Consider the following 22,488-nt stretch of genomic DNA (forward strand, 5'->3'; position numbering starts at 1 on the left):
CACCTCATGCAGAAGCGCGGTCCGCGCAGGCATCCGCGTCCGTCAGCCGACGCAGGACAGCTCCGCCGGGGGAATCCGAGTCTTGAGTGCGAACGAGAACAGTGCCGGTCCCGACCCGCGTGACGGCGCCGCGGGGCGTGGCGAACCGAGTGCCGACGGCAGCGGGCGCGACCTCGGCTGGTTCAGCAGGCCGGCCAAGAGCGACGGCGGCGCCCCCGACGCCGGCGGCCTGACGCCCGAGCCCGAGCCTGCCGCAGGCCGGGAACCCGACGACGCGGACGAGCGAGGCCCCGCGACGCCCTTCGGCGCACCGGGCGCTGCCGGCGGGCCCGCCGACCGCGGCTCCGCCGAGGACGGCGCCGAGGGCGCCCCGCCGCGCTGGGACCCCTCCGCCGGGTCCGGCGACGGCTGGAGCGCGTCCACTCCGTTCGGCGGATCCGGCGCTCCGGCCGATGGCGGCGCGGACCCGGATCCGCGGGCCTCCGGCTCCGACGACGCGGCCGCGGACTCCGGCGGGACGCCCGCCGCCCCCGAGGAGGACGGCGGCGAGGCCGGCCTGGCCCTCGGCGACTTCGACGCCCGCGCCGACGGCGCCGCGGGCAACGGCGCGGGCCCGGCGCCCGGCACCGCCAACGGCTCCCACGGGCACGGGCCGGACGCCGGCGAGCCCGCCGCCGATCCGAGCGCCGGCTGGTCGGTCCCGGCGGACGATGACGACGCCGACCTGGTGGCCGAGCACTTCGATCCCCGCTCCGACGCGGAGCCGCTGGACGACGGCGCCGACTGGAGCGGCTCCGGGACGCCCTGGGGCGGCGCCGATCAGGCCGACGACTCCGGCGCCCGCTCCGACGCCGGTCCGTTCGAGCACGGCGAGGACCCGGGCGCGGACCGCTCCGGCGCCGACCCGTCGCCGATTCCGCTTGAGGTGTCCGACGGTGATGACGCGGCCGCCCGCCCGGACGCCGCCTGGGACGCGCCGGCCCCGCCCGCCGCCTCGGACGGCCTCGCGGACGCCGGTGCGGACCCGGTCGTCGGCACCGGTTCGGTGTGGGCGTCGCCGGCTCCGCTGGAGGCGTCCGACGACGACGGCGCGGAGGCGCGTCCGAGCCCGGCCTGGGAGGCGCCGGCTCCGAGCGCCGCGGCCACGGCCGCCGAGAACGCCGACGCCGACACCACCGACGCCGAGCGCCCCGGTTCGGCGTGGGCGTCGTCCGCGCCGATGGACGGCTCCGACGATGGCGACGCGGACATCCGGCCGGGCTCCGCCTGGGACGCGTCCGCGCCGTCCAACGCCGGGGAGCCGGCCGGGTACGGCGCCTTCGGCGGCCCTGAGGCGGACGAGCCCGCCGCGGAGTGGGGCGCGTCGAAGCCCTTCCGGATCCCGGGCGACCTCGAGCCCGAGCCCGACGACGCCGACGAGCCCGGCGCCGCGGCCGCGGGCCAGGGCTACGGCGCCTTCGGCAGCGGGGCGGACGAGCCCGACGCCGACGACTTCGGCACCCGCACCCGGGCGCGGACGCCCTTCGGCCCGGCGGGCGTCGAGGGCTACACGGCCGGAGCCGTCGACGACGGCGACCGCACCGCCGGAACCCCGGACGGCGACACCTCTGGCACCGACGCCGGCGACCGCGCCGAGACCCCCGTGGCGGCCGCGGCCGCCGCGGCGGCCGGCGGCGAGCCGCCGGTCACCCCGCGCTCGCCCGACGACCCTCGGCTCTCCGACACCGGCCCCAACCGGCCGATGCGCCCCGGCGGCGGCCCGCCGGAGCCGCCCGGCGACGACGCGGACGCCGCCTCGGGCGGCGGTGGCGACCGTCCCCGGCGGCCCAGGCGGCACCGGCCGCTGGCCGCCAGGATCGGCATCTGGGCCGCCAGCCTGGTGGGGGCGGTGATGGTGGCGGGCCTGGCAGCCTTCGGCGTCGCCTACGCCGCCATCGACGTGCCCGACGCCGTGCAGCCCTCCGCCGAGTACGAGGGCTCCGTCTTCTACTACCGCGACGGCGAGACCGTGCTGGCCCGCCAGGGCATCGACCGCCGCCCGGTGAGCCTGGACGAGGTGCCCGAGCACGTCCGCAACGCCGTGCTGTCCGCCGAGAACCGCGACTTCTACAGCGAGCCGGGCGTGTCCGTCACCGGCACGATGCGGGCACTGTGGTCCACCGTCACCGGCGAGCAGGTGCAGGGCGGCTCCACCATCACCCAGCAGATGGTGCGCAACTACTACGAGGGCCTGAGCCAGGAGCAGACGGTCCAGCGCAAGCTGGCCGAGATCGTCATCGCGATCAAGGTCGACCAGGAGCGCACCAAGGACTGGATCCTGGAGCGCTACCTCAACACGATCTACTTCGGCCGGGGCGCCTACGGCATCGAGGCGGCGGCGCACGCCTACTTCGGCAAGGGCGTCGGTGAGCTGACCCCCGACGAGTCGGCCTTCCTGGCCGCCGCCATCCAGCAGCCCACCGCCTTCGGCGAGGCCGACGAGAGTCACCTGCCGGCCGAGGAGGCCCGCTGGCGCTATGTGGTCGACGGCCTGGTCACCATGGGCTCGGTCACCCAGGCGGAGGCGGCGGCGATGGAGTTCCCGCTGCCCCAGGAGCAGGAGCCGCTGGTCGACCTGGGCGGGCAGACCGGGTACATGTGGCAGCAGGCCCTCAGCGAGCTGGAGCAGCGCGGCTACACCGAGGACGACATCAACCGCGGCGGCTACGAGATCGTCACCACCTTCGACCAGGACATGATGGCCTCCGCCGAGGAGGCGGTGCGGGAGGTGCTGCCCGAGGGCACCTCCGAGGAGGTCCTGGTGGGCGTCGCCTCGGTGGAGCCGGGCACCGGCGAGGTCTGGGCCTTCTACGGCGGCCGCGACTACGAGCAGGACCAGTTCGACACCGCCTTCCGCGGCAGCGCCCAGGTCGGCTCCAGCTTCAAGCCCTACGTGCTGGCCGAGGCGCTGGAGCAGGGCTTCAGCCTGAACAGCTTCATGAACGCCAGCTCGCCCCAGGTCTTCAACGGCAGCCCGGTGGAGAACTACGGCGGCACCAGCTACGGCAACGTCTCCCTGCTCCAGGGCACGGTGAACTCGGTGAACACCGGCTACATCCAGCTGGCGGTCGAGGCCGGGCTGGCCGACGTCGTGGAGATGGCCGAGCGCGCGGGCATCCCGGCGCAGCGGCTGGAGCCGCACGCCGAGGCGCCCACCCTGGCGCTGGGGGTGGCGTCGATGACCCCGGTCGAGCAGGCCGGCGGCTTCGCCACCTTCGCCTCCGGCGGTGTGCAGTACGACCCCCACGTCATCCGCTCGATCACCGACCGCTCCGGGCAGACCGAGGAAATCAGGGTCGAGGGCGAGCGGGCGATGGACGAGGGCGTGGCCGCCGACACCACCTACGCGCTCACCCAGGTGGTGCAGCGCGGCACCGGCACCGGCGCGGCGCTGCCCGACGGGCGCCCGGTGGCCGGCAAGACCGGCACCACCGACAGCAGCGCGGCGGTCTGGTTCGTCGGCTACACCCCGCAGCTGTCCACCGCCGTCGCGATCTACCAGCGCGACAACCAGGAGATCACCGGCATCCCCGGCTACTACAGCCTCACCGGCGGCACCCTGCCCGCCGACGTCTTCCGCACCTACATGACCGCCGCCATGGACGGCCAGGAGGTGGAGAGCTTCCCCGAACCGGTCTGGGGCGGCGGCGACCGCTCGCTGGCGCCGGCGCCCGCGCCGACCACCCAGGCGCCCGCGCCGGACGACGGCACCGTGCCCGAGCCGGACCCCGGCACCACCGACCCCGGCCCGGTGGAGCCCGAGCCCGAGCCCAGCATCCCGACCGAGCCCGACCCCGGGTCCCCGACCACGGAGCCGGGTCCCGACCCGGAGCCGACCGGCGAGCCGCCCATCTGGCCGCCCGACGACGGCGCCCGCCGGGAGGACCAGTAGCGGCCCGGCGCCCTCAGGCCACCCGCACCCCGCAGCCGCAGGCCGCGGGGTCGGGGGCGGCCGGCCGCTCCAGCGGGCGGTCGGTGGGCGCGCGGAACAGCGCCGAGCCCGGGGTGGCGCCGCTGAGCGCGTCGGCGGCCAGGATGACCGCGGCCGAGGTCCAGGTGGTGCGCTCCACCGGCCAGCGCACGTCATTGGCGAACTGGTAGCCGGTCCAGTAGGCGCCGGTCTCGTCGCGCAGGTGCTGGATGTCGCGGAAGAGCCGCAGCGCCGGTCCGCGCAGGCCGGCGGCGTCCAGGGCCAGCACCAGCTCCGAGCTCTCGGCGGCCGTCACCCACGGCTGGTCGCTGACGCAGCGGGCGCCGAGCCCGCGTACCACGAACTCCGACCAGCGCCGGTGGAAGCGCTCGCGTGCCGCCGCCCCGCGCACCGCGCCGCCCAGCACCGGGTAGTACCAGTCCATCGAGTAGCGGGAGCGGTCGGCGAAGACGTCCTCGTGCTCGGCGACGAGGTGGCCGAGCCGGTCGGCGGCCAGCTCCCAGCCCGGCTGCGGATCGTCCAGGCGCTCGCCCAGCGCGACGCCGCAGCGCAGCGCGTGGTACACGCTGGAGCAGCCGGTGAGCAGCGCGAACGGGGCGGGGGAGCCGTCGGGTCCGCGCGCCCAGCGCACCTCGCCGCGCGGCGCCTGGAGGGCCAGCACGAACTCCAGCGCGCGCCGCACCGCCGGCCACAGCCGGGTCGCCGCGCCGGTGTCGCCGGTGACCAGCAGGTGGTGCCAGACGCCGGTGGCCAGGTACGCGGTCTGGTTGGCCTCGCGGGTGGGGTCGGAGACGCGGTCGGAGCCGCCGCGCCGGTAGGCGGCGGGCCAGGAGCCGTCGGGCCGCTGCATCGCGGCCAGCCACTCATAGGCGCGCACCGCCTCGGCCCGGTGGCCGGCGACGGTGAGCGCCATCGCGCACTCCACGTGGTCCCACGGGTCCAGCCGCCCCCCGGGGAACCACGGGATCGCGCCGGAGGGCTCCTGGACCGCGAGCAGGTAGCGGGCCGTGGTGAGCAGCTGCCCGGCGCTGAGGGCGCCGGGTACCTCGGGGACCTCAGGCAGCGGCATGGGCCAGGCCCGCGCCCTCGGCCGCCTTGTCCGCGCCCCGCCGCGGCGGGGCGGGCGGCCGGCGCAGGTAGACGACGACGCTCTTGCCGATCAGCGGGTTGAGCAGCCGCTCCGCCGAGCGGGTCAGCCAGGGGCGCTTCATGATGTCCCACACCAGCAGCCGGTGGTAGAGCCGGGCGGCGGGATGCTCGTCGGCGTCGACGCCCACCGCGCACTTGATCCACCAGTACGGGGCGTGCAGGGCGTGGGCGTGGTGGTGCGGCCCGATCCGGAAGCCGGCCGCCTTGAGCTTGGCCTCCAGCTCGGCGCGGGTGTAGATGCGGATGTGGCCGCCCTCGACGGTGTGGTACTCCTCCGACAGCGCCCAGCAGACCCGTTCGGGCAGCCACGAGGGCACGGTGACGGCCGCGATCCCGCCCGGCCGCAGCACCCGGAACAGCTCGGCCATCGCGCGGGTGTCGTCGGGGATGTGCTCCAGGATCTCGGCGGCCACCACCCGGTCGAAGGAGCCGTCGGGGAAGGGCAGCGCCAGGGCGTCGCCCGCGACCGCTTCGGCCCGGGCGCCCTCGGGGGCCTCGCCCTCGGCGCGCATCGCGGCGAACATGCCGGCGACGCCGGCCAGTTCGGCCTCGTCGCGGTCGAAGGCGACGACGGCGGCGCCGCGCCGGTAGAGCTCGAAGGCGTGCCGGCCGCCGCCGCAGCCCAGGTCAAGCACGCGGTCGCCGGGCCGTACCGGGAACCGGTTGAAATCGACGGTGAGCACGCCGCTCCTCTCTCACGGGTCCTGCCGCAACTGGGGGTGGTGCCGGCCGGGTCCGCTCAGCCCGCGGGCGCGGGCCGGCGGCGGGCGGCCGGGCGCCGGTCGGCCGCCTCGCGGTAGCGCTCGGCGGTCGCCTCGGCGACCGCACGCCAGGTGTAGCGGCGCTGGACGCGCTCCCAGGCGGCGCGGCCGAGCCTGCGGCGCGCCTCGGGATCGTCCAGCAGGGCGCCGACGGCCGCCGCGAGCTCGGCGTCGTCGCCGGGGGCGACCAGCACGGCGGCCTCGCCCACCACCTCGGGCAGCGCCCCGGCCCTGCTGGCCACCAGCGGGGTGGCGCAGGCCATCGCCTCCACGGCGGGCAGCGAGAAGCCCTCGTAGAGGGAGGGCACCACCGCCACCTGCGCGCTGGCCAGCAGCCTGGCCAGGGCGTCGTCGTCGATGCCCTGCACGAACTCGACCCGGCCGCGCAGCGACAGGGCGTCCACCAGCCGGTCGGTGGCGCCGCCCTCGTTGGGGCGGCCGACCACGATCAGGGAGACCTCGCGCTCGGTGGCGAGCTTGGCGAGCGCGCGCAGCAGGGTGGCGACGCCCTTGAGCGGGCTGTCGGCGCTGGCCACCGTGACGATGCGGCCGGGCACCCGCTCCACCTCGGGCCGCTCGCGGAAGGAGCGGGTGTCCACGCCCATCGGCACCACGCTGAGGCGCTCGGGCGCGACCCCGAACTCGCGGGAGACGTCGTCGGCGGAGGAGCGGGAGGGCACCAGGATCGGGCCGACGCGGCGGGCCACCCGGCCCTGCATCCGGACGAAGCCGTACCAGCGGCGCTTGCCGAGCCGCTGCCAGCCGGTCGCCGACTCAAGCTCGATGCGGCGGTCGACCGTGATGGGGTGGTGGATGGTGGTGACCAGCGGGAAGCCGAGCCGGACCAGCCCGAGCATGCCGTAGCCGAGGGTCTGGTTGTCGTGGACCACGTCGAGGTCGGCGCGGTGGCGCAGCGCGCGCAGGGCGCGCAGCGAGAAGGTGAGCGGTTCGGGGAAGCCGGCCGTCCACATGGTGGCGACCTCGACGGCGTCGATGCCGTCGCGCCAGTGGCTCAGCGGCGGGGTGCGGAAGGGGTCGTCGTCCCGGTAGAGGTCGAGGCTGGGCACCCGGTTCAGCAGGGGGCCGGGGTCGAGCTCCGGGTAGGGCTGGCCGGAGAAGACCTCGACGCGGTGGCCGAGCGCGGCGAGTTCGCGGGAGAGGTGGCGGACGTAGACGCCCTGTCCGCCGCTGTGCGGCTTGCTGCGGTACGACAGCAGCGCGATGCGCAGGGGGTGGGTCATCGCCGCCTCACCCGGCCAGATCCGGTCCGGCCGACAGGTTCCCGCGCACGAACCACCCCTCTTCGCCCCATGGCGCGCGCTCGGCCGGACGGTGCGGACATTCCGGTTGCCGCGCTGATGAAGACTGACCTTAGCCGACCTGTGCGCCGCCGATCCGATCCGCTCGCCGCCGCGGGCGGCGCCGGCCGGGCCGGCGCGCGAGCGGGCCGAACAAGATTCTAGTTTTCGGCGCCCCCGGCGCGGACGCCCGGGGCCGCCCGCGCCGCGCACCGGCGGCCGCGTGCGGCTCGAACTAGAACATGTTCCACTGGGCTCGGTGTGCCGAATATGGTGCTTTCTCTACGTAAGAGTCACCTCGGCGCAGGCGTTCGAGAACGCGTGCCAGGATAAGCTGGCCCTGACGCGGACGGGGCCGCGCCTGGTGCACGACCTGTTTTGCCGCCCGGGCCGGTCCGAAGGACGCGATCGGCGCCAGTGGAGACCCGAGGGGGCACGACGGTGAGCGGTCCTGCGGTGGAGTTGCGGCCTCGCGACACCCGGGGCCAGCACGAGCGCAGGCGGCGCATCGTGCAGGCCGCGGCCGCCCTCGCCTCGCGCGGCGGCGTGGAGAACATGCAGATGCGCACCGTCGCCAAGCGCGCCGCCGTCGCGATCGGCACCCTCTACCGGTACTTCCCCTCCAAGATGCACCTGCTGGCGGCGGTCGCCTCCGAGGAGCTGGCGCTGCTCGAGGAGGGCATCCGGCGCCGCCCGCCCCAGGCGGGCGACCCCGCCGGGCAGGTGGTCGAGGTGCTGATGCGGGCGGCGCGCGGGCTGATGCGCGAACCCGAACTGGCCGACGCGGTGGTGCGCTCGCTGCTGGCCGCCGGGCCGGAGACCGACATCGGCGCCGGGGTGAGCCGGCTGGTGCTGCGCGTCTCGGCCGGGCCCGGCGGCGGGCCGGCCGAGCCCGACCACGCCGAGCTCGTGCTGGCCGACTCCCTGGCCGGGGTGTGGGTGATGGAGCTGGCCGAGGTGCTCAGGGGCCGGCGCACGCTCGACCAGGCGCAGCTCCGCCTGGAGATCACCGCGCGCCGCCTGCTCGGCTGAGCCGCGCCCTAGGGCTCGGAGCGGTCGCCCATCAGGCCGCCGAGCAGGCCGTCCAGGATGTCCTCGAAGACGCCGCCGCCGTCGTCATCGGGCTCGGAGCTGCCCGAGGGGTCGGGTTCCGGGCTGGTGGAGCCGGAGTCCTCGGCCGAGGGCTCCGACGGCGTCTGCGGCTCCTCGGCCGCGGTGGTCCGCACCTCCGCGACCGGCGCCTCCTCGCCCGCGCCGCCCTCGCCCGCGCCGGGGTCGCCGAGCGGCTGCGGCTGCTCGGGGCCTGGCGGCGCGGAGGCCGGTTCGGAGGAGGGGGCGGAGGTGGCCGACACGCGGTCGGGCCCCTCGCCGATGTCCTCGGCCACCGCGCTGCTCGGTGAGTCGTCGCTGAACAGCGCGCTGGCGCCCCAGATGCCCAGGGCCGCGACCACGGTGAGCAGCCCGGCGGCCGCCGGAGCCGTCCAGCGGCCGCGGCGCGGGGGCGGGGCGGCGTAGCGGTCGTCGTCGGGGTCGCCGCCGAGGTCGGGCGGCTCGGCGCCCTCGGCGGCGAGCCAGGGGTCGGCATCGAGGTCGCCGGGCGCCGGGACCACCGGCACGGCGGGGAGGTCGCCGGTGTCGGCGGCCTCCTCCGGCAGCGGCGGCTCGGTGCGGTCCAGGTGCAGCGGGAAGCCGTCGGGGCCCAGCGGGCGCACCCGCTCGGCCGCGGCGGCGCGCTCGGCGGCGTGCCCGGCGTCGTTGCTGGCCAGCAGCACCAGCGAGCGCAGCGCCCGGGGCGGCCGCGGCGGCGGCAGCAGGTCGAGCAGGCCGACGATGTCGTCCAGGCGGTCGGGGTCGGGCTCGCTGAGGAGGTCGGCCTCGGCCAGCCCGGGGAAGCCGCCGGCCTTCAGCTCGCGCGAGACGCGCCGCAGCGCGGCCGCGGCGAGGCGGTCGGCGGTCTCGGCGGGCAGCCCGAGCACCTTGCCGAGCTGCTCGCCGGCCAGGCGGTGGCGGGCGGAGAGCTCGAGCACGTCGCGGTCGCTGGGGGAGAGCACCGACAGCGCCCGCACCAGCGGGCGCTCGGCCGCGATCGTGGCCAGCCCGGCGTAGGGCGAGCGCTCGGCGAAGCCGCGGCGCAGGCAGGCGGTGCGGGCCAGCGCGAACAGCCACGGCCGCAGCATGGTCTGGTCGCCGAGCCGGCCGATATGGCCGACGGCGGCCAGGAAGGTCTCGCGCAGCGCCGAGGAGGCGCCGTCGAGCTGGTCGCCGTCGATGGCGGCGAAGTGGCTGGGGCCGAGCATGGCCCAGCAGTACCGGTAGATCTGGGACCCGAACTTGTCGTACAGGTCCTCGTGGCCGTGGTCGTCGCGCAGGTGCTCCACCAGCCACGCGCCGGTGGTCGCCGCGGCGCCGTCCCCGTTCTCGTCGTTCGTGGACACCTCTGGCCCTTCCCGCGTGCCCCCGTGGCCCCTGGCGGCCGCGTTTCCACGCCCGGGCCGCGATGAGCCGGAAACACGGGAATCATCCGTGACGCTGGTGGCGGACCGGGGTTCGGGGGCCGTTTGTGTGCAATCTGACCTCGGGGTCGGTGCGATCTTACGGGATCCTTTGCCGCTATGACGGTCGTTTCGTGACCAAAGCGCGCAAGCGGCGCCGAATGCGCTTTCCCCTGGCCTTTCTCTGTTTCTCCGGCCGCATCCGGCCGTTTCCGCCCTCCGGCGGCCGGAGGGTCACTCGCCGCCGCGCGAGGGCTGCCCGATCTCGATCATCCGCTCCACCGAGCGCCGGGCGCGCCGGGCGGTCTCCTCGTCCAGGGTGATCTCGGTGACACCCTCGCGCACCGCCCGCAGCAGCTTGGCCGGTGTGATCATCTTCATGTACCGGCACTCGGCGCGCGAGTTGACCGGCTCGAAGACGGTGTCGCCGTTGAGGGCGCGCAGCTGGTGCAGCATGCCCGTCTCGGTGGCGACCAGCACCTTCTTGGCGGTGGTGCTCCGGGCCGCGGCGGCCATACCGCCGGTGGACAGCACCTTGACCCGCTCGGCCGGCACCGTGCCCGCGCCGACCAGGTACAGCGCCGAGGTGGCGCAGCCGCACTCGGGGTGGACGTAGAGCTCGGCGTCGGGCTCGGCCGCCACCCGCTCGCGCAGGGTGGCGCCGTCGATGCCGGCGTGGACGTGGCACTCGCCCATCCAGACGTGGATGTTGTCGCGGCCGGTCACCCGGCGCACGTGCGCGCCGAGGAACTGGTCGGGCAGGAACAGGATCTCCTGCTCGGCGGGGATGGACCGGATGACGTCGGCGGCGTTGGAGGAGGTGCAGCAGACGTCGGTCTCGGCCTTGACCGCGGCGGTGGTGTTCACGTACGCCACCACGGCGGCGCCGGGGTGCTCGGCCTTCCAGGCGCGGACGTCGTCGGCGGTGATGGTGTCGGCCAGCGAGCAGCCCGCCTCGGGCTCGGGCAGCAGCACGGTCTTGCCGGGGGAGAGGATCTTGGCCGTCTCGGCCATGAAGTGCACGCCGCAGAAGACGATGGTGCCCGCGCTGGCGGTGGCGGCCAGCCGGGACAGCGCCAGGGAGTCGCCGACGTGGTCGGCGACGCGCTGGATCTCGGGCCGCTGGTAGTTGTGGGCCAGGATCACCGCGTCGCGCGCCCGCGCGGCGGTGCGGACCTGGTCGGCCCACTCCTCGAAGGCCGGGCCGTCGAGCGCGCCGGCTCTGCCCTCGGGCTCTGCTGCGTCCGGCGCGTCGTGCGCCGGCGGCTGGATCGTCTGGCTGCTCATGGCCGGCCTCCGCGGGCTGTGCTCGTCCGGCCGCCGGGCGGAGGCGGGCGGGGGCGCCCGGATTTCTCCTGCCGTTCGACGGCCGTTCCTCGTCTCAGATGTTTTCGACTTCTGGTCGAAAACCCAGCGTACCCTAACATACGGGTGTGCTGGTGGAGGGGATGGGCCACGAGGTGCTGGCCGTCGTGCTGCAGGTGCGTGACCACGTCCTGTCGGTGCTGCTGTGGCAGAGAGCACGGCCGCCGTACGAGGGCGGCTGGGCGCTGCCCGGCGGCGCGCTGGGCGTCGCCGAGGGGCTGGGGCCGTCCATCAGGCGCCAGCTCAAGCAGAAGGTGGACGTGCGCGAGCTCACCCACCTGGAGCAGCTGGAGACGCGCGGCGCCCCCGACCGCCACCCGCTCACCCGGGTGCTGGCCACCGCCTACCTGGGCCTGATCCCGGCCGGCGTCGACCCGCTGACCCCCGAGGACACCCGCTGGCACCCGGCCGACCGGCTGCCCGACATGGCCTTCGACCATGCCGAGCTGGTCGACTCCGGCCGCCGGCGGCTGCGCTCCAAGCTCTCCTACACCAATATCGGCTTCGCGCTCGCCCCGCCCGTCTTCACCCTGTCGGAGCTGACCGACTACTACCGCGCCGCGCTGGGCTACGAGGTCTCGGCCACCAACCTGCAGCGGGTGCTGCTGCGCCGCGGCCAGATCCAACCCACCGGCGCCTCGGCGCCGCCGGGGCGCTATGGTGGCCGACCGGCCGCGCTCTACCGCTTCCGGGTGCGCGAGCTGGAGGTCACCGACGCGTTCGCGGTGCTGCGCCCGCCCGGGCGGATCGCGCCGCAGGTGGGCTGAGCCGGGACCGGCCCGGCCGGGGGAGGGGGCAGGTCATGGGCGGTGCGCCGATCGGCTGCGTGGCGCTGGACGTCGGCGAGACGATCATCGACGAGTCCAGGATCGCGGCCCGGTGGGCCCGGCGGCTCGGGGTGCCGCCGCTGACCCTGTTCGCGCTGATGGGCGGGATGGTGGCCACCGGCCGCTCCACCTTCGAGGCGTTCACCATCCTGCGGCCCGACTTCGACATGGCGGCCGAGCTGGAGCGGTGGCGGACCGCCGAGCCCGAGGGGATGCGCACCGGATTCGACGCCGACGACCTCTACCCCGACACCCGGCCCGCGCTGGCCGAGCTGCGCGCGGTCGGGCTGAGGGTCGTCATCGCCGGCAACCAGCCGGTGCAGGCCGGGCCCGCGCTGGTGGCGATGGACCTGCCCGCCGACGCGATCCACACCTCCGAGGAGTGGGGGGTGGCAAAACCCGACCCCGCCTTCTTCGCGAAGGTCGCCGAGGCGGCGGGTCGCCCGCCCGGCCAGATCCTCTACGTCGGCGACCGCGTCGACAACGACGTGGTCGCCGCCGCCGACGCCGGTATGCGCACGGCGCTGCTGCGGCGCGGCCCCTTCGGCTACCTGCACGCGGAACGGCCCGAGGCGGCCCGCGCCGACGCGGTGATCGACGGGCTCGGCGAACTGCCGGGACTGGTCGCCCGCCTGAACGCCGAGACCGGTCCCGGCGAGGGCTGAGGGGCGCGTCAGGGCCGGTCAGCCCATGTGCGGCCCGGTGCGGCGGCCTCCGGCATACGTGCGGCCGATCAGGGTAGGCACGTGCCGTGCGGCGGACGGGAGCCGCCGGGTCGAGGAGGCGGCCGGCAATGATGACGGTTCGATAACAGGGCCGGATACGGCGGCCCGCAATGCCCTCTTTGTCGGTCGGCTCAGTTAGCTTCTTTCTCGCGGACGCGCGTTTCACTGCTCGGGGGCGATCAGGGGGACCGCGCAGCGGGCGAGCCGCGTCCCGGCGGACCGGCCCGATGGGCCCGGCCGCGCGGACACCGGCCGCCGAAGGCGTCCAGCCGGAGAGGACCCACACACCCAGTGATCACTTTCGAAGGCGTGACCAAGCGCTATCCCGGGGGGACGGTCGCGGTCGACCGGCTCAGCCTGCGCATCCCGAGCGGGCGGACGACCGTCTTCGTCGGCCCGTCGGGCTGCGGCAAGACCACCTCGCTGCGGATGATCAACCGGATGATCGACCACACCGAGGGCACCCTGGCCATCGACGGCACCGACGTGCGCGAGGTCGACCCGGTGCTGCTGCGCCGCGGCATCGGCTACGTGATCCAGCAGGCCGGGCTCTTCCCGCACCGCACCATCCTGGACAACATCGCCACCGTGCCCTTCCTGCTCGGCTGGAAGCGAGGCCGGGCCCGCGGGCGGGCGCGGGAGCTGATGGAGCTGGTCGGACTGACGCCCGAGCTGGCCAAGCGGTACCCGTACCAGCTGTCCGGCGGCCAGCAGCAGCGCGTGGGGGTGGCGCGCGCCCTGGCCGCCGACCCGCCGGTGCTGCTGATGGACGAGCCGTTCAGCGCGGTGGACCCGGTGGTGCGGGCCAGCCTCCAGGACGAGCTGATCCGGCTGCAAAGCGAGCTGCACAAGACCATCGTGTTCGTCACCCACGACATCGACGAGGCCGTCAAGGTCGGCGACACCATCGCGGTGCTGCGCCCGGGCGGCCGGCTGGCCCAGTTCGACACGCCCGAGAAGCTGCTCGCCGAACCGGCCGACGATTTCGTGGAGACCTTCCTCGGCTACGACCGCGGCGTGCGGCGGCTCTCCTTCTTCCCCGCCCGCCAGCTGCGGCTGCGCACCCACGCCCTGGTCCCGCAGACGGCGACCGCCGCCGAGGCCGGCGCCACCGCCGCCCGCACCGAGGAGCCGTGGCTGCTGGTGCTCGACGGCGAGCGCCGGCCGCGCGGCTGGCTGGCCGCCGCCCGGCTCGATCCGTCGCAGGACCATGCCCCGGTCGACCCGGCCACTCCCGTCGGGGAGCTGCCGCTGACCAGCTACGGGCACGTCTTCCAGGTCGGCCAGGACTCCCTGCGCGCGGCGCTGGACGCCGCCGTGCTCTCGCCGGCCGGCCGGGCCGTCGGCGTGCACGAGGACGGCACCGTGGCCGGGGTGGTGGCCCAGACCGACCTCGGCGAGGCCATCTGGGCCGTCGGCAACGAGGACGACGGCACCGGCCCGGCCGAGGGGGCGCCCGATGCCGCCCGATGAACCGCTGGTCCGGTGGGACTGGGTGCTCAGCCACCTCGACGACCCCATCGGCACCCAGCTGGCCGAGCACCTGCGGCTGTCGCTGATACCGGTGCTGCTCGGCCTGCTGATCGCGCTGCCGCTCGGGGTGGCCTGCGCCCGGTGGCGCCGGCTCTACCCGCCGGTCTTCACCGGCATCAACGTGCTGTACGCGATCCCGTCCATCGCGCTGTTCTTCCTGCTGCTGCCCTACACCAGTTTCACCGACTGGACCGCGATCATCCCGCTCACCGTCTACACCCTGTCGGTGCTGGTGCCCAATGTGGTGGGCGGCCTCGACCAGGTGCCCGCGCACGTGCGCGAGGCGGCCACGGCCGTCGGTTTCGCGCCGGTGGCGCGGCTGCTGCGGGTGGAGTTGCCGGTGGCGGTGCCGGTCATCGTGGCCGGGCTGCGGGTCGCCGCGGTGGCCAGCGTCAGCATGGTGAGCGTGGCCGCGCTGGTGGGCCTGGGCGGCCTCGGCCAGCTGATCCTGACCGACGGCTTCCAGCGCCAGTTCCCCACCCCGATCGTGGTCGGCATCGTGCTGTCGGTGGCGCTGGCCTTCGCCATCGACGGCGCGCTCGTGCTGCTCCAGCGGGCGCTGACCCCGTGGGCGCGCGGGAGGGCCGAGCGGTGAACCTCTTCGCGGAGTTCTGGGCCTGGATCGGCCGGCCCGAGCAGTGGGAGGGCCCCGCGGGCATCCCCGTGCGCTTCGCCGAGCACGTCGGCTACTCGGCGCTGGCGCTGGGCATCTCGGCGCTGATCGGCGTCTCCCTCGGCCTGCTCACCGGCCACACCGGCCGGGGCGGCTTCCTGGCGGCCAGCCTGGCCAATGTGGCCCGCGCGCTGCCCACCATCGGCGTGCTCTTCCTGGTGGTGCTCTTCACCGGGATCGGGATCGTGCCCGTACTGGCCGCGCTGGTCGCGCTGGCCGTCCCGCCGATCCTGGTCAACACCTACGAGGGCGTGCGCGGCGTGGACGCCGACCTCAAGGACGCGGCCAGGGGCATGGGCATGCGCGGCTGGACGGTGCTGTGGCGGCTGGAGGTGCCGGTCGCGCTGCCGCTGATCCTGCTCGGGCTGCGCACCGCCGCCATCCAGGTGGTGGCCACCGCCACCATCGCCGCCTACGTGGGCATCGGCGGCCTGGGCCGCTACATCGTCGACGGGCAGGCCCGCCGCGAGTACGACATGGTGGTCGGCGGATCGGTGCTGGTCGTCCTGCTCGCGCTCGCCGTCGCCGTGCTGTTCCTGCTGCTGCGCAGGTACGGGGTGTCGGCGGGGCTGCGCCGCCGCGGCAGCGGGGTCGCCTGAGGCGGCGCGCGGCCGGACACGGGGCGGCGCCGACCGGGCGCCGCCGCCCACCCGTCGAAGACGCAGGGAATCCATCACCGAAGGGTTGGTCAGATGTCCAGAATCACACGTACGGTCGCGCTCGGAGCCGCGGCGGCGCTGGCGCTGAGCGCCTGCGGTGGCGGCGGCGACCCGTTCACCGGCGGCTCGGCCTCGCCGGGCGCGGGCGGTGGCGGCGACGGCGGCGGCATCGTCGTCGGCTCGGCCAACTTCCCCGAGAGCGCGCTGCTGGCCGAGATCTACGCCGGTGCGCTCGCCGGGGCCGGCTACCAGGTCAGCACCCAGCTCAACATCGGCAGCCGCGAGGTCTACTTCGAGCAGGTCGAGAACGGCGAGCTGGCCGTCTTCCCCGAGTACAACGGCGGCATCCTGTTCTACCTCGACCCCGAGGCGACCGCCTCGACCACCGAGGAGACCAACGCCGCCATCGCCGAGGTGCTGCCCGACTCGCTGGAGATCCTGGATTCCTCGGCGGCCGAGAACAAGGACTCGCTCACCGTCACCGCCGAGACGGCCGAGGCCGAGGACCTCACCACCATCGAGGACTTGGAGGGCGTCGCCCAGGACCTCACCCTGGGCGCGCCGGCCGAGTTCGAGACCCGCCCGCAGGGCGTGCCCGGGCTGGAGTCCACCTACGGCCTCACCTTCGCCGGCTTCACCGCGCTCGACCCCTCGCTGATCGCCCCGGCGCTCGCCGACGGCGACATCGGCGTGGCGAACCTCTTCACCACCGACCCGGCCATCCCGGCCAACGGCTTCGTGGTGCTGGAGGACACCGAGAACCTGTTCGGTGCGCAGAACGTCACCCCGCTGATCCACTCCGAGAGCGTGGACGAGGGCGCGCGCGAGGCGCTGAACGCGGTCTCCGCCCAGCTCGACACCGAGACGCTGGTCTCCCTCGTCGGCCGGGTCGTCACCGACCGCGAGGACACCGCCGAGGTCGCCGAGGACTGGCTCACCTCGGCCGGCCTGGCCTGACAGCGGCGGGCGGCCGGCGCCTCGGTGCGCCGGCCGCCCGTCCGGGCCCGCCGCGGGCAGGCGCCATCGGACAGGTCCGGTTCGGAGGGCGGGGGAGGACGGTTCCGCCGTGCGCGCGTGCGCCGGGCCCTGTCCAGCGGGGCCGGGTGGACAGGTCCCGCCGTGCGCACGTGCCGCAGGTCACGGTTGATCTGCACCGGACGGGTACACCCAAGTGGCGATTCATGCGCGTCCGCCCTGTCTCGCCCGTCCCACCCCCGACGTCCGGAAGGCCCTCCATGCACGCATTCCCCCGGTCGGCCGCGGCCGTCCCCGCGGTCCTGTCGCTGCTGGCGCTCACCGCCTGCGGCGGCGGCACCGACCCGCTGGCAGACCCGTCGGACACCGGCGGTTCGGCCGGCGCGGTGGTCGTCGGCTCGGCCAACTTCCCGGAGAACATCCTGCTCGGCGAGGTCTACGCGCAGGCGCTGGAGGCCGAGGGAGTACCGGTGGAGCGCCAGTTCAACATCGGCAGCCGCGAGGTCTACTACGAGCAGATCGAGAGCGGCGCGCTGTCGGTCATGCCTGAGTACAACGGCGCGCTGCTGGCCCTGGTCGACCCCGACGCGCACGCCGACGAGACCGACGAGGTGAACGCCGCCCTGGCCGACGCCCTCCCCGAGCAACTGGAACTGCTCGACTCCGCCGAGGCCGAGAACAAGGACGCCCTCGTCGTCCCCGCCGACATCGCCGAGCGCCACGGCCTCGCCGCCATCGGCGACCTCGAAGCCGTCATGGACGAGATCACCGTGGCCGGCCCGCCCGAGTTCGAGACCCGCCACCACGGCCTGGCCGGCCTGGAGGAGGTCTACGGCCTCAGCTTCGCCGGCTTCACCTCGGTCCAGATCGAACTCGTCCCCCAGGCCCTCACCGGCGGCCAGGCCCAGGCCGGCAACATGTTCACCACGGACCCGCTGATCGAGGCCAACGGCTTCGTCATCCTGGAGGACACCGAGAACCTCTTCGGCGCCCAGAACGTCACCCCGCTCGTCCACTCCGAGAGCGTCGACGCCACGGCGCGCGAAGCCCTGAACGCCGTCTCCGCCGCCCTCGACACCCCCACCCTCACCACCCTGGTGGCCCAGGTCGTCACCGACCGCCAGGACCCCGCCGACGTGGCGGAGACGTGGCTCACCGAGACGGGCCTGGCGGGCTGAGGGGTCGGCGGATCGTCCACACCTCGTCATCGCACAGGTCACCCGGGTGATGTCATGCCCACGTCCTGTCAATGACGAGAGGCTGAGTGCGGAATGGTCCACAAACCGCATACGAATCGCTGACCGTCGAGAGCCCTGATCAGCCCCGTCAGATCGAGATCCGATACTTCCGTCAGACCGAGTGCCTCGGCGACCCTTCGAATCGTCACGAAGTGAATTCCACGTTCGGAAGCGTCCGCCTCGAACGCCTTGAGCTCCCGGATCAGGCGGCCCGCATTCCTGTTGACGGTAGATCGCTCTTCGAGCCGGAGCGCCTTCTCGTTCGAAGTCGATCTCGGACGTCCCGGTGACCCTGCGCACCTGGGCCTCCGCCTCGTCGAGGGTCCTTGTGTCGGCGAGGGCAGTGGCGCATGAACTCTGGGCCGATACCGCTGCGAAGTCGGTCCACCAGGCGACGTTGCTGTGCTCGGTCAGGCGTACCGGGAGGCCGTCACCCCTGATCTCGACGGTTCCGCGCAAGCCGTTCGCCGCTGCGAAGGCCAGCACGCACGCGGCCGGCGCGTCCCCGCCACCAAGAAGACCTCCGACCGCGATCTCAGCGCAGATAACCGCCGCGGTGGCGGATCAGGGGCGCGGTGTCCGCCTGGACGGTGGCGGCGTCCACCTCGGCCAGGAACAGGGTGTGGTCGGCGGCTTCGATGCGGCGGGTGACGCGGCACTCCAGGGCGGCGGGGGCGGCGTCGGGGACGAGGGCGCCGGTGTGCGGGCCGCGGTGGTGGGGGACGGCGGCGAGGAGGAGGCGGGCGCTGGGGCGGCCCTCGGCGGCGAAGCGGCCGGCGAGGGGGCGCTGGGCGGCGGCGAGGACGCTGACGGCGAAGAGGCCGGCGCGGTCGACGGCCTCGGCCAGGTAGCCCGCGCTGAGCAGGCTGATCAGGACGGTCGGCGGGTCGTCGGACACCGAGGTGAAGGCGGTGACGGTGCTGCCGATGTCGTCGCGGCCGTCGCGCACCGTGACCAGGGTGACCCCGGTGGCGAAGCGGCCGACGGCGTCGGTGTACTCGGCGGCCGCGAGGGGGCCGCTCACCGCTGCTCCCCGCGCACCTAGCGGACGGTCCAGTCGCCCGGCAGCATCAGCGGGCCGTGGGCGGGCAGGCCGAGGCGGGCGGCGAGGGTGGACAGCGGGCCCCAGGCGTCCAGGCGCAGCGAGCCGATCGCGGCGGAGCGGTCCTCGCTGGACTCCGCGGGGCGCAGCCGCTCCAGCATGCCCAGCTGCGGGTAGGCGCGCACCGGCGCGTCGGCGGGCAGGCCGCCCTTCTCGCGGGCGATCGCCACCGCGCGGCGCAGCCCGCCCAGCTCGTCCACCAGGCCGTTGGCCGCGGCGTCCGCGCCGGTCCACACCCGGCCCTTGGCCAGCTCGCGCAGCCGCTCCACCGGCATGCCGCGGCCCTCGGCCGCCTTGGCGGTGAAGTCGTCGTAGACGCGGTCGAGCCAGGAGTTGATCTTGTCCCACTCCTCGCGGGAGAAGGCGCGGGTGACCGACAGGGTGCGCGCGTTCTCGCTGCTGGCCACCGCGTCGGTGGTGATGCCGAGCCGCTGCAGCAGCTCGGACATGACGGGCTTGCCGGCGAAGACGCCGATGGAGCCGGTGAGGGTGCCCGGCTGCGCCACGATGGTGTCGGCGGCCATCGCGACGAAGTAGCCGCCGGAGGCGGCGAAGTCGCCCATGGAGACGACCACGGGCTTGCCCGCCTTGCGCGCCAGCACCACCTCGCGCCAGATCGCGTCGGAGGCGATGTAGGAGCCGCCGGGGGAGTCGACCCGGAAGACGATGGCGCGCACGCGGTCGTCGGTGCGGGCGGCGCGCAGCGCGGCGGTGATGCTGTCGGAGCCCATCATCGGGCCGGTGCCGGGTCCGCGCCGGGTGCGGCCCAGCATGATCGGGCCGGCGCCGTGCACCAGCGCCACCCCGGCCGCCTGCGGCTGGGGCAGCGAGGGCGGCAGCGCCTGGGAGCGGACGTAGCGCGAGACGTACTGCACCCGGGGCTCGCCGCCGTCGACGGTGGCGAACTGCTTGCGCAGGTCGGCGTAGATCTCGTCGCGGTAGGCGAGGTCGTCGACCAGCCCGGCCTCGACGGCCTCCTCGCCGGAGTGCGGGCCGGACGCGATCAGCTCGCGCACCCGGGCGGGCTCCAGCCCGCGGGCGGCCGCGATGTCGTCGACCAGCCGCTCGGTCATCGAGGAGATGATCCGCTCGGTCGCCTCGCGGTGCGGCTCGGTGTACGCCTCCTCCATGTAGACGTTCGGGGCGTTCTTGTACTCGTGGCGCTTGCCGAACTCGAAGGCGATGCCGAGCTTGTCCAGGCCGCCGCGCAGGAAGTGGGTCTCGATGGACAGCCCGGACAGGGCGAGGTCGCCCGAGGGCTGGAGCCTGATCCGCTCGAAGGCGCTGGCCAGGTAGTAGGGCACCGTGCCCCCGGCCAGCTCGCCGAAGGACTCCGTCCACGCGACGGTGTACTTGCCCGCCGCGCGGAACTCCGCGATGGCGGCGCGCAGCTCCTGCACCTTGGCGATCCCGATCGGCCGGCCGCCGACCCGGGCCACCAGCGCCTGCACGCGGTGGTCGCGCGCGGCCCTGCGCAGGCCGTCGACCACGTCGGCGAGCCGCGTGCGGCGCAGGGCCAGCAGCTGCCCGACGGGGTCGGTGGGCGGGTTGTCGAACACCCCCTCCGTCAGGTCCAGCTCCAGCACCAGGGGCTGGGTGCGGCGCAGGCGGGACAGCGGTTCGAAGATCTTCGACGGATCCATAGCCGTGAGCATATTCGCCGCCGTACCCGCACGCGCGGCACCCGGCCGACTATGGCCGGACGGGAACTCCGGCGGCCCGCCCGGCCGTCTCGCCCCCGCTACGGCAGGGCCGGATCCCCCGGTGAGGGCTCCGGCTCCCCGGGCCGGGGCGCCGCCGAGGGAGACGCCGTCGGCGCGGCGGACGGCGCGGGCGTCGGCCCCGACGGCCCAGACGCCGGCGGCTCCGGTGCGGGCACCGCCGGCGCGGCGGACGGAGCGGACGCGGACGGAGACGGGGACGGTGACGGGGACGCGGACGGCGATGGCGAGGCCGAGGCGGCCGCGTCCTCGGTGAGCACGTCGGTGAAGGCCCGCACCAGCGAGCCGGCCTCGTCGTCCTCGTCCAGGGACCAGAAGCCGATGCCGCCGAGCCCCATCCCGAGCACGTACCTGGACTTGATCCGCACGGTGACCGGGTCGTCGTAGGACCACCACTCGTCGCCGTCGTAGAGCCAGTGCGCGCCGTTGAGGAAGTCGTGGAAGCGGCGGCCCGGCCGCTCGCGCAGCTCGCGGTAGTCGGCGGAGCCCGCGACCCAGGTGCCGGGGGCCGGCCCCTCGCCGGGCTGGTACAGGCCGCTGCGGGACCAGCCGCCGTGCAGCGCGCCGGTGACCGCGCTGATCAGCGAGGCCGGGTCCAGCGGGTAGACCTCGGGCGGGCCCGGGTCGCGCGCCGCGCCCCCGCGGCCGGTCCGGTAGCCGGGTCCGAAGCCGGGCGCGACGGCCGAGCCGTCCGCCTGGCCGGGGTCCTCGGCCGCGGCGTCCGGCGGCGGGGTGGGCGCGTCGAAGCGGGCGGACACCGGGTGCACCACGCCCATGGCGGGCCCGGCCGGATCCGGCGGCTCCGCCGGCTCGGGCGCCGCGGAGCCGTCCGGCTCCGGGCTCGCCCCGGGACCGCCGCCGACCGCCGGCGGTCCCGGCTCGACGCCGCGCCAGCCCCGGCCGAAGCCCGGGATGTTCACCAGCAGCTGCTCGGGGCGGGCGCCGAGCGCCAGGTAGGCCATGATGCCCGAGTGCACGCTCACGGCCTGGTCGGCGGGGTCTCCCGGCGGGCTGAACAGCTGGGCGGCGTGGTTGGTGCGCCGCTCCCACTCCGCGCCGTGGAAGTCGAAGCCCTGCACGACGGCGTAGTCGAGGTGCTCGAAGACCCCGGGCTCGACCCCGGCCCTGATCCGGTGCTCCTCGGCGGGCAGGAAGGCGCTGGTGCTGATGCGCCGGCCCAGCTCGGGCTCGATCGCGTCGAGCTGGCGGCGGGTCTCGGCCAGCAGCAGGGTGAAGTTCTCCCGGTCGTCCGGCCGCACCACGTTGTGGGCGTGGCCGTCGGAGCCGGGCCACTCCCAGTCGAACTCGATGCCGTCGAAGATCCCGGCCGCCACCCCCTCGCCGCCCTGCGGCTCGCCGGGCAGCACCGGCAGGTTCCCGCGGATGAACAGGTCGATGCAGGAGCGGGCGAACTCCGCCCGCGACTGCGGGGTGCGGGCGGCGTCGGACAGGTACCGGGACCCGTTCCAGCCGCCGATGGTCACCGCCACACTCAGCTCGGGGTACATCTCGCGCAGCTTGCGCAGCTGGTTGAAGTTGCCGGCCAGCGGCTGGTCGTAGCGGTCGCCGACCCCGTCGACGCTCTCCTGCGCGGTGAACCGGCGCTGGTAGTCGGCCCAGGCGTCGCCGCCCGCCCCGTTGGACATCGTGCAGCGCCCGTCCGCGCCGACCTCGGCGAAGGCGTAGGTGAGCCGGGTGAGCCGCGCCGCCGCCCCGCTGGTGTGCACGTCGCGCACGAAGTAGCCGCGGTCGTACACCGCCCACTGCGGGAAGTAGCCGATCCGGTGGACGGTGCGGGCGCGGGGCCCCGGGCTCGGGTCGGCGTCGATCGGCTGCTCCTCGGAGACGGGTTCGGGCGGCGCCATCGGGCGCGCACCGGAGACCGGGCCGGGTCCGCCGGCCAGCAGCACCGCCGTCGCCACCGACACCGAGGCGAGCGCGACGCCCGACGCGGCGCGCCGCCGCCTGCGGTGCCGCCCGAAGTAGCGGACGCCGGGTCC

Annotated in this window: 17 protein-coding genes and 1 pseudogene; 9 read left to right on the plus strand and 9 right to left on the minus strand. The window is 75.1% G+C overall.

All coding sequences use genetic code 11. The features are described from left to right. The first annotated feature begins 82 nt into the window (after positions 1 to 82). The gene (locus CLV72_RS03380) at positions 83 to 3,931 is read left to right on the plus strand and encodes a transglycosylase domain-containing protein (RefSeq protein ID WP_106238946.1); all 3,849 of its coding nucleotides are present in this window, start codon (positions 83 to 85) and stop codon (positions 3,929 to 3,931) included. 13 nt (positions 3,932 to 3,944) lie between these two features. On the opposite strand, the gene CLV72_RS03385 is transcribed toward CLV72_RS03380, so the two are convergent. From CLV72_RS03385 to CLV72_RS03395, 3 genes are read right to left on the minus strand one after another with little or no spacing between them, the layout of a single operon-like run. Continuing rightward, complete coding sequence (locus CLV72_RS03385; RefSeq protein ID WP_106238951.1) at positions 3,945 to 5,039, minus strand: prenyltransferase; 1,095 nt, start codon at positions 5,037 to 5,039, stop codon at positions 3,945 to 3,947. Next, on the minus strand, positions 5,026 to 5,802 hold the full coding sequence (locus CLV72_RS03390) for a class I SAM-dependent methyltransferase (RefSeq protein ID WP_106238955.1): 777 nt from the start codon (positions 5,800 to 5,802) through the stop codon (positions 5,026 to 5,028). Before CLV72_RS03390 ends, CLV72_RS03385 begins: the two co-directional genes overlap by 14 nt. A gap of 56 nt (positions 5,803 to 5,858) precedes the next feature. Further along, the gene (locus tag CLV72_RS03395; RefSeq protein ID WP_106238994.1) at positions 5,859 to 7,121 is read right to left on the minus strand and encodes a glycosyltransferase family 4 protein; all 1,263 of its coding nucleotides are present in this window, start codon (positions 7,119 to 7,121) and stop codon (positions 5,859 to 5,861) included. 498 nt (positions 7,122 to 7,619) lie between these two features. Here CLV72_RS03395 and CLV72_RS03400 point away from each other — a divergent pair, with 498 nt between their 5' ends. Then, positions 7,620 to 8,210, plus strand: coding sequence for a TetR family transcriptional regulator (locus CLV72_RS03400; RefSeq protein WP_245929837.1), 591 nt, complete (start codon positions 7,620 to 7,622; stop codon positions 8,208 to 8,210). A gap of 8 nt (positions 8,211 to 8,218) precedes the next feature. Here CLV72_RS03400 and CLV72_RS03405 read toward each other — a convergent pair whose 3' ends face one another. Further along, the gene (locus tag CLV72_RS03405) at positions 8,219 to 9,613 is read right to left on the minus strand and encodes a sigma-70 family RNA polymerase sigma factor (protein WP_106239002.1); all 1,395 of its coding nucleotides are present in this window, start codon (positions 9,611 to 9,613) and stop codon (positions 8,219 to 8,221) included. 291 nt (positions 9,614 to 9,904) lie between these two features. Continuing rightward, positions 9,905 to 10,957, minus strand: coding sequence for a quinolinate synthase NadA (nadA, locus tag CLV72_RS03410; protein ID WP_106239006.1), 1,053 nt, complete (start codon positions 10,955 to 10,957; stop codon positions 9,905 to 9,907). Between the two features lie 161 nt (positions 10,958 to 11,118). Here nadA and CLV72_RS03415 point away from each other — a divergent pair, with 161 nt between their 5' ends. The 7 genes from CLV72_RS03415 (at position 11,119) to CLV72_RS03445 (ending at position 17,605) form a co-directional block, all read left to right on the plus strand. Further along, the gene (locus CLV72_RS03415; protein WP_106239009.1) at positions 11,119 to 11,802 is read left to right on the plus strand and encodes an NUDIX hydrolase; all 684 of its coding nucleotides are present in this window, start codon (positions 11,119 to 11,121) and stop codon (positions 11,800 to 11,802) included. A gap of 35 nt (positions 11,803 to 11,837) precedes the next feature. Beyond that, a complete protein-coding gene (locus CLV72_RS03420; RefSeq protein WP_106239013.1) occupies positions 11,838 to 12,527 on the plus strand; it encodes an HAD family hydrolase in 690 nt (229 codons plus the stop codon). Between the two features lie 351 nt (positions 12,528 to 12,878). Further along, positions 12,879 to 14,060: an ABC transporter ATP-binding protein gene (locus tag CLV72_RS03425; RefSeq protein ID WP_106239017.1), complete on the plus strand. Its 1,182-nt coding sequence runs from the start codon at positions 12,879 to 12,881 to the stop codon at positions 14,058 to 14,060. Next, positions 14,047 to 14,715, plus strand: a complete 669-nt coding sequence (locus tag CLV72_RS03430; protein ID WP_106239020.1) for an ABC transporter permease — start codon at positions 14,047 to 14,049, stop codon at positions 14,713 to 14,715. Before CLV72_RS03425 ends, CLV72_RS03430 begins: the two co-directional genes overlap by 14 nt. Then, positions 14,712 to 15,392 carry an ABC transporter permease gene (locus tag CLV72_RS03435; protein ID WP_106241226.1) on the plus strand — a complete coding sequence of 227 codons (681 nt, stop codon included), beginning with the start codon at positions 14,712 to 14,714 and terminating at the stop codon, positions 15,390 to 15,392. The genes CLV72_RS03430 and CLV72_RS03435 overlap by 4 nt, the downstream gene beginning before the upstream one ends. Before the next feature lie 93 nt (positions 15,393 to 15,485). After that, on the plus strand, positions 15,486 to 16,409 hold the full coding sequence (locus CLV72_RS03440; RefSeq protein ID WP_106239024.1) for an ABC transporter substrate-binding protein: 924 nt from the start codon (positions 15,486 to 15,488) through the stop codon (positions 16,407 to 16,409). Between the two features lie 278 nt (positions 16,410 to 16,687). Beyond that, complete coding sequence (locus CLV72_RS03445; RefSeq protein WP_106239027.1) at positions 16,688 to 17,605, plus strand: ABC transporter substrate-binding protein; 918 nt, start codon at positions 16,688 to 16,690, stop codon at positions 17,603 to 17,605. 327 nt (positions 17,606 to 17,932) lie between these two features. Here the strand turns inward: CLV72_RS03445 and CLV72_RS33855 are convergent. The 4 genes and pseudogenes from CLV72_RS33855 to CLV72_RS03465 all read right to left on the minus strand — a co-directional run. Then, positions 17,933 to 18,151, minus strand: a pseudogene (locus CLV72_RS33855) (DUF1152 domain-containing protein); the annotation flags it as partial. A gap of 49 nt (positions 18,152 to 18,200) precedes the next feature. After that, positions 18,201 to 18,689 carry a flavin reductase family protein gene (locus CLV72_RS03455; RefSeq protein WP_106239031.1) on the minus strand — a complete coding sequence of 163 codons (489 nt, stop codon included), beginning with the start codon at positions 18,687 to 18,689 and terminating at the stop codon, positions 18,201 to 18,203. A 17-nt stretch (positions 18,690 to 18,706) separates the two neighbouring features. Beyond that, complete coding sequence (gene sppA, locus CLV72_RS03460; RefSeq protein WP_106239035.1) at positions 18,707 to 20,410, minus strand: signal peptide peptidase SppA; 1,704 nt, start codon at positions 20,408 to 20,410, stop codon at positions 18,707 to 18,709. A gap of 98 nt (positions 20,411 to 20,508) precedes the next feature. Further along, a complete protein-coding gene (locus CLV72_RS03465; RefSeq protein WP_170140855.1) occupies positions 20,509 to 22,416 on the minus strand; it encodes a glycoside hydrolase family 18 protein in 1,908 nt (635 codons plus the stop codon). Positions 22,417 to 22,488: the final 72 nt, after the last annotated feature.

This window comes from Allonocardiopsis opalescens (assembly GCF_003002095.1).
Classification (GTDB): Bacteria; Actinomycetota; Actinomycetes; order Streptosporangiales; family Streptosporangiaceae; genus Allonocardiopsis; species Allonocardiopsis opalescens.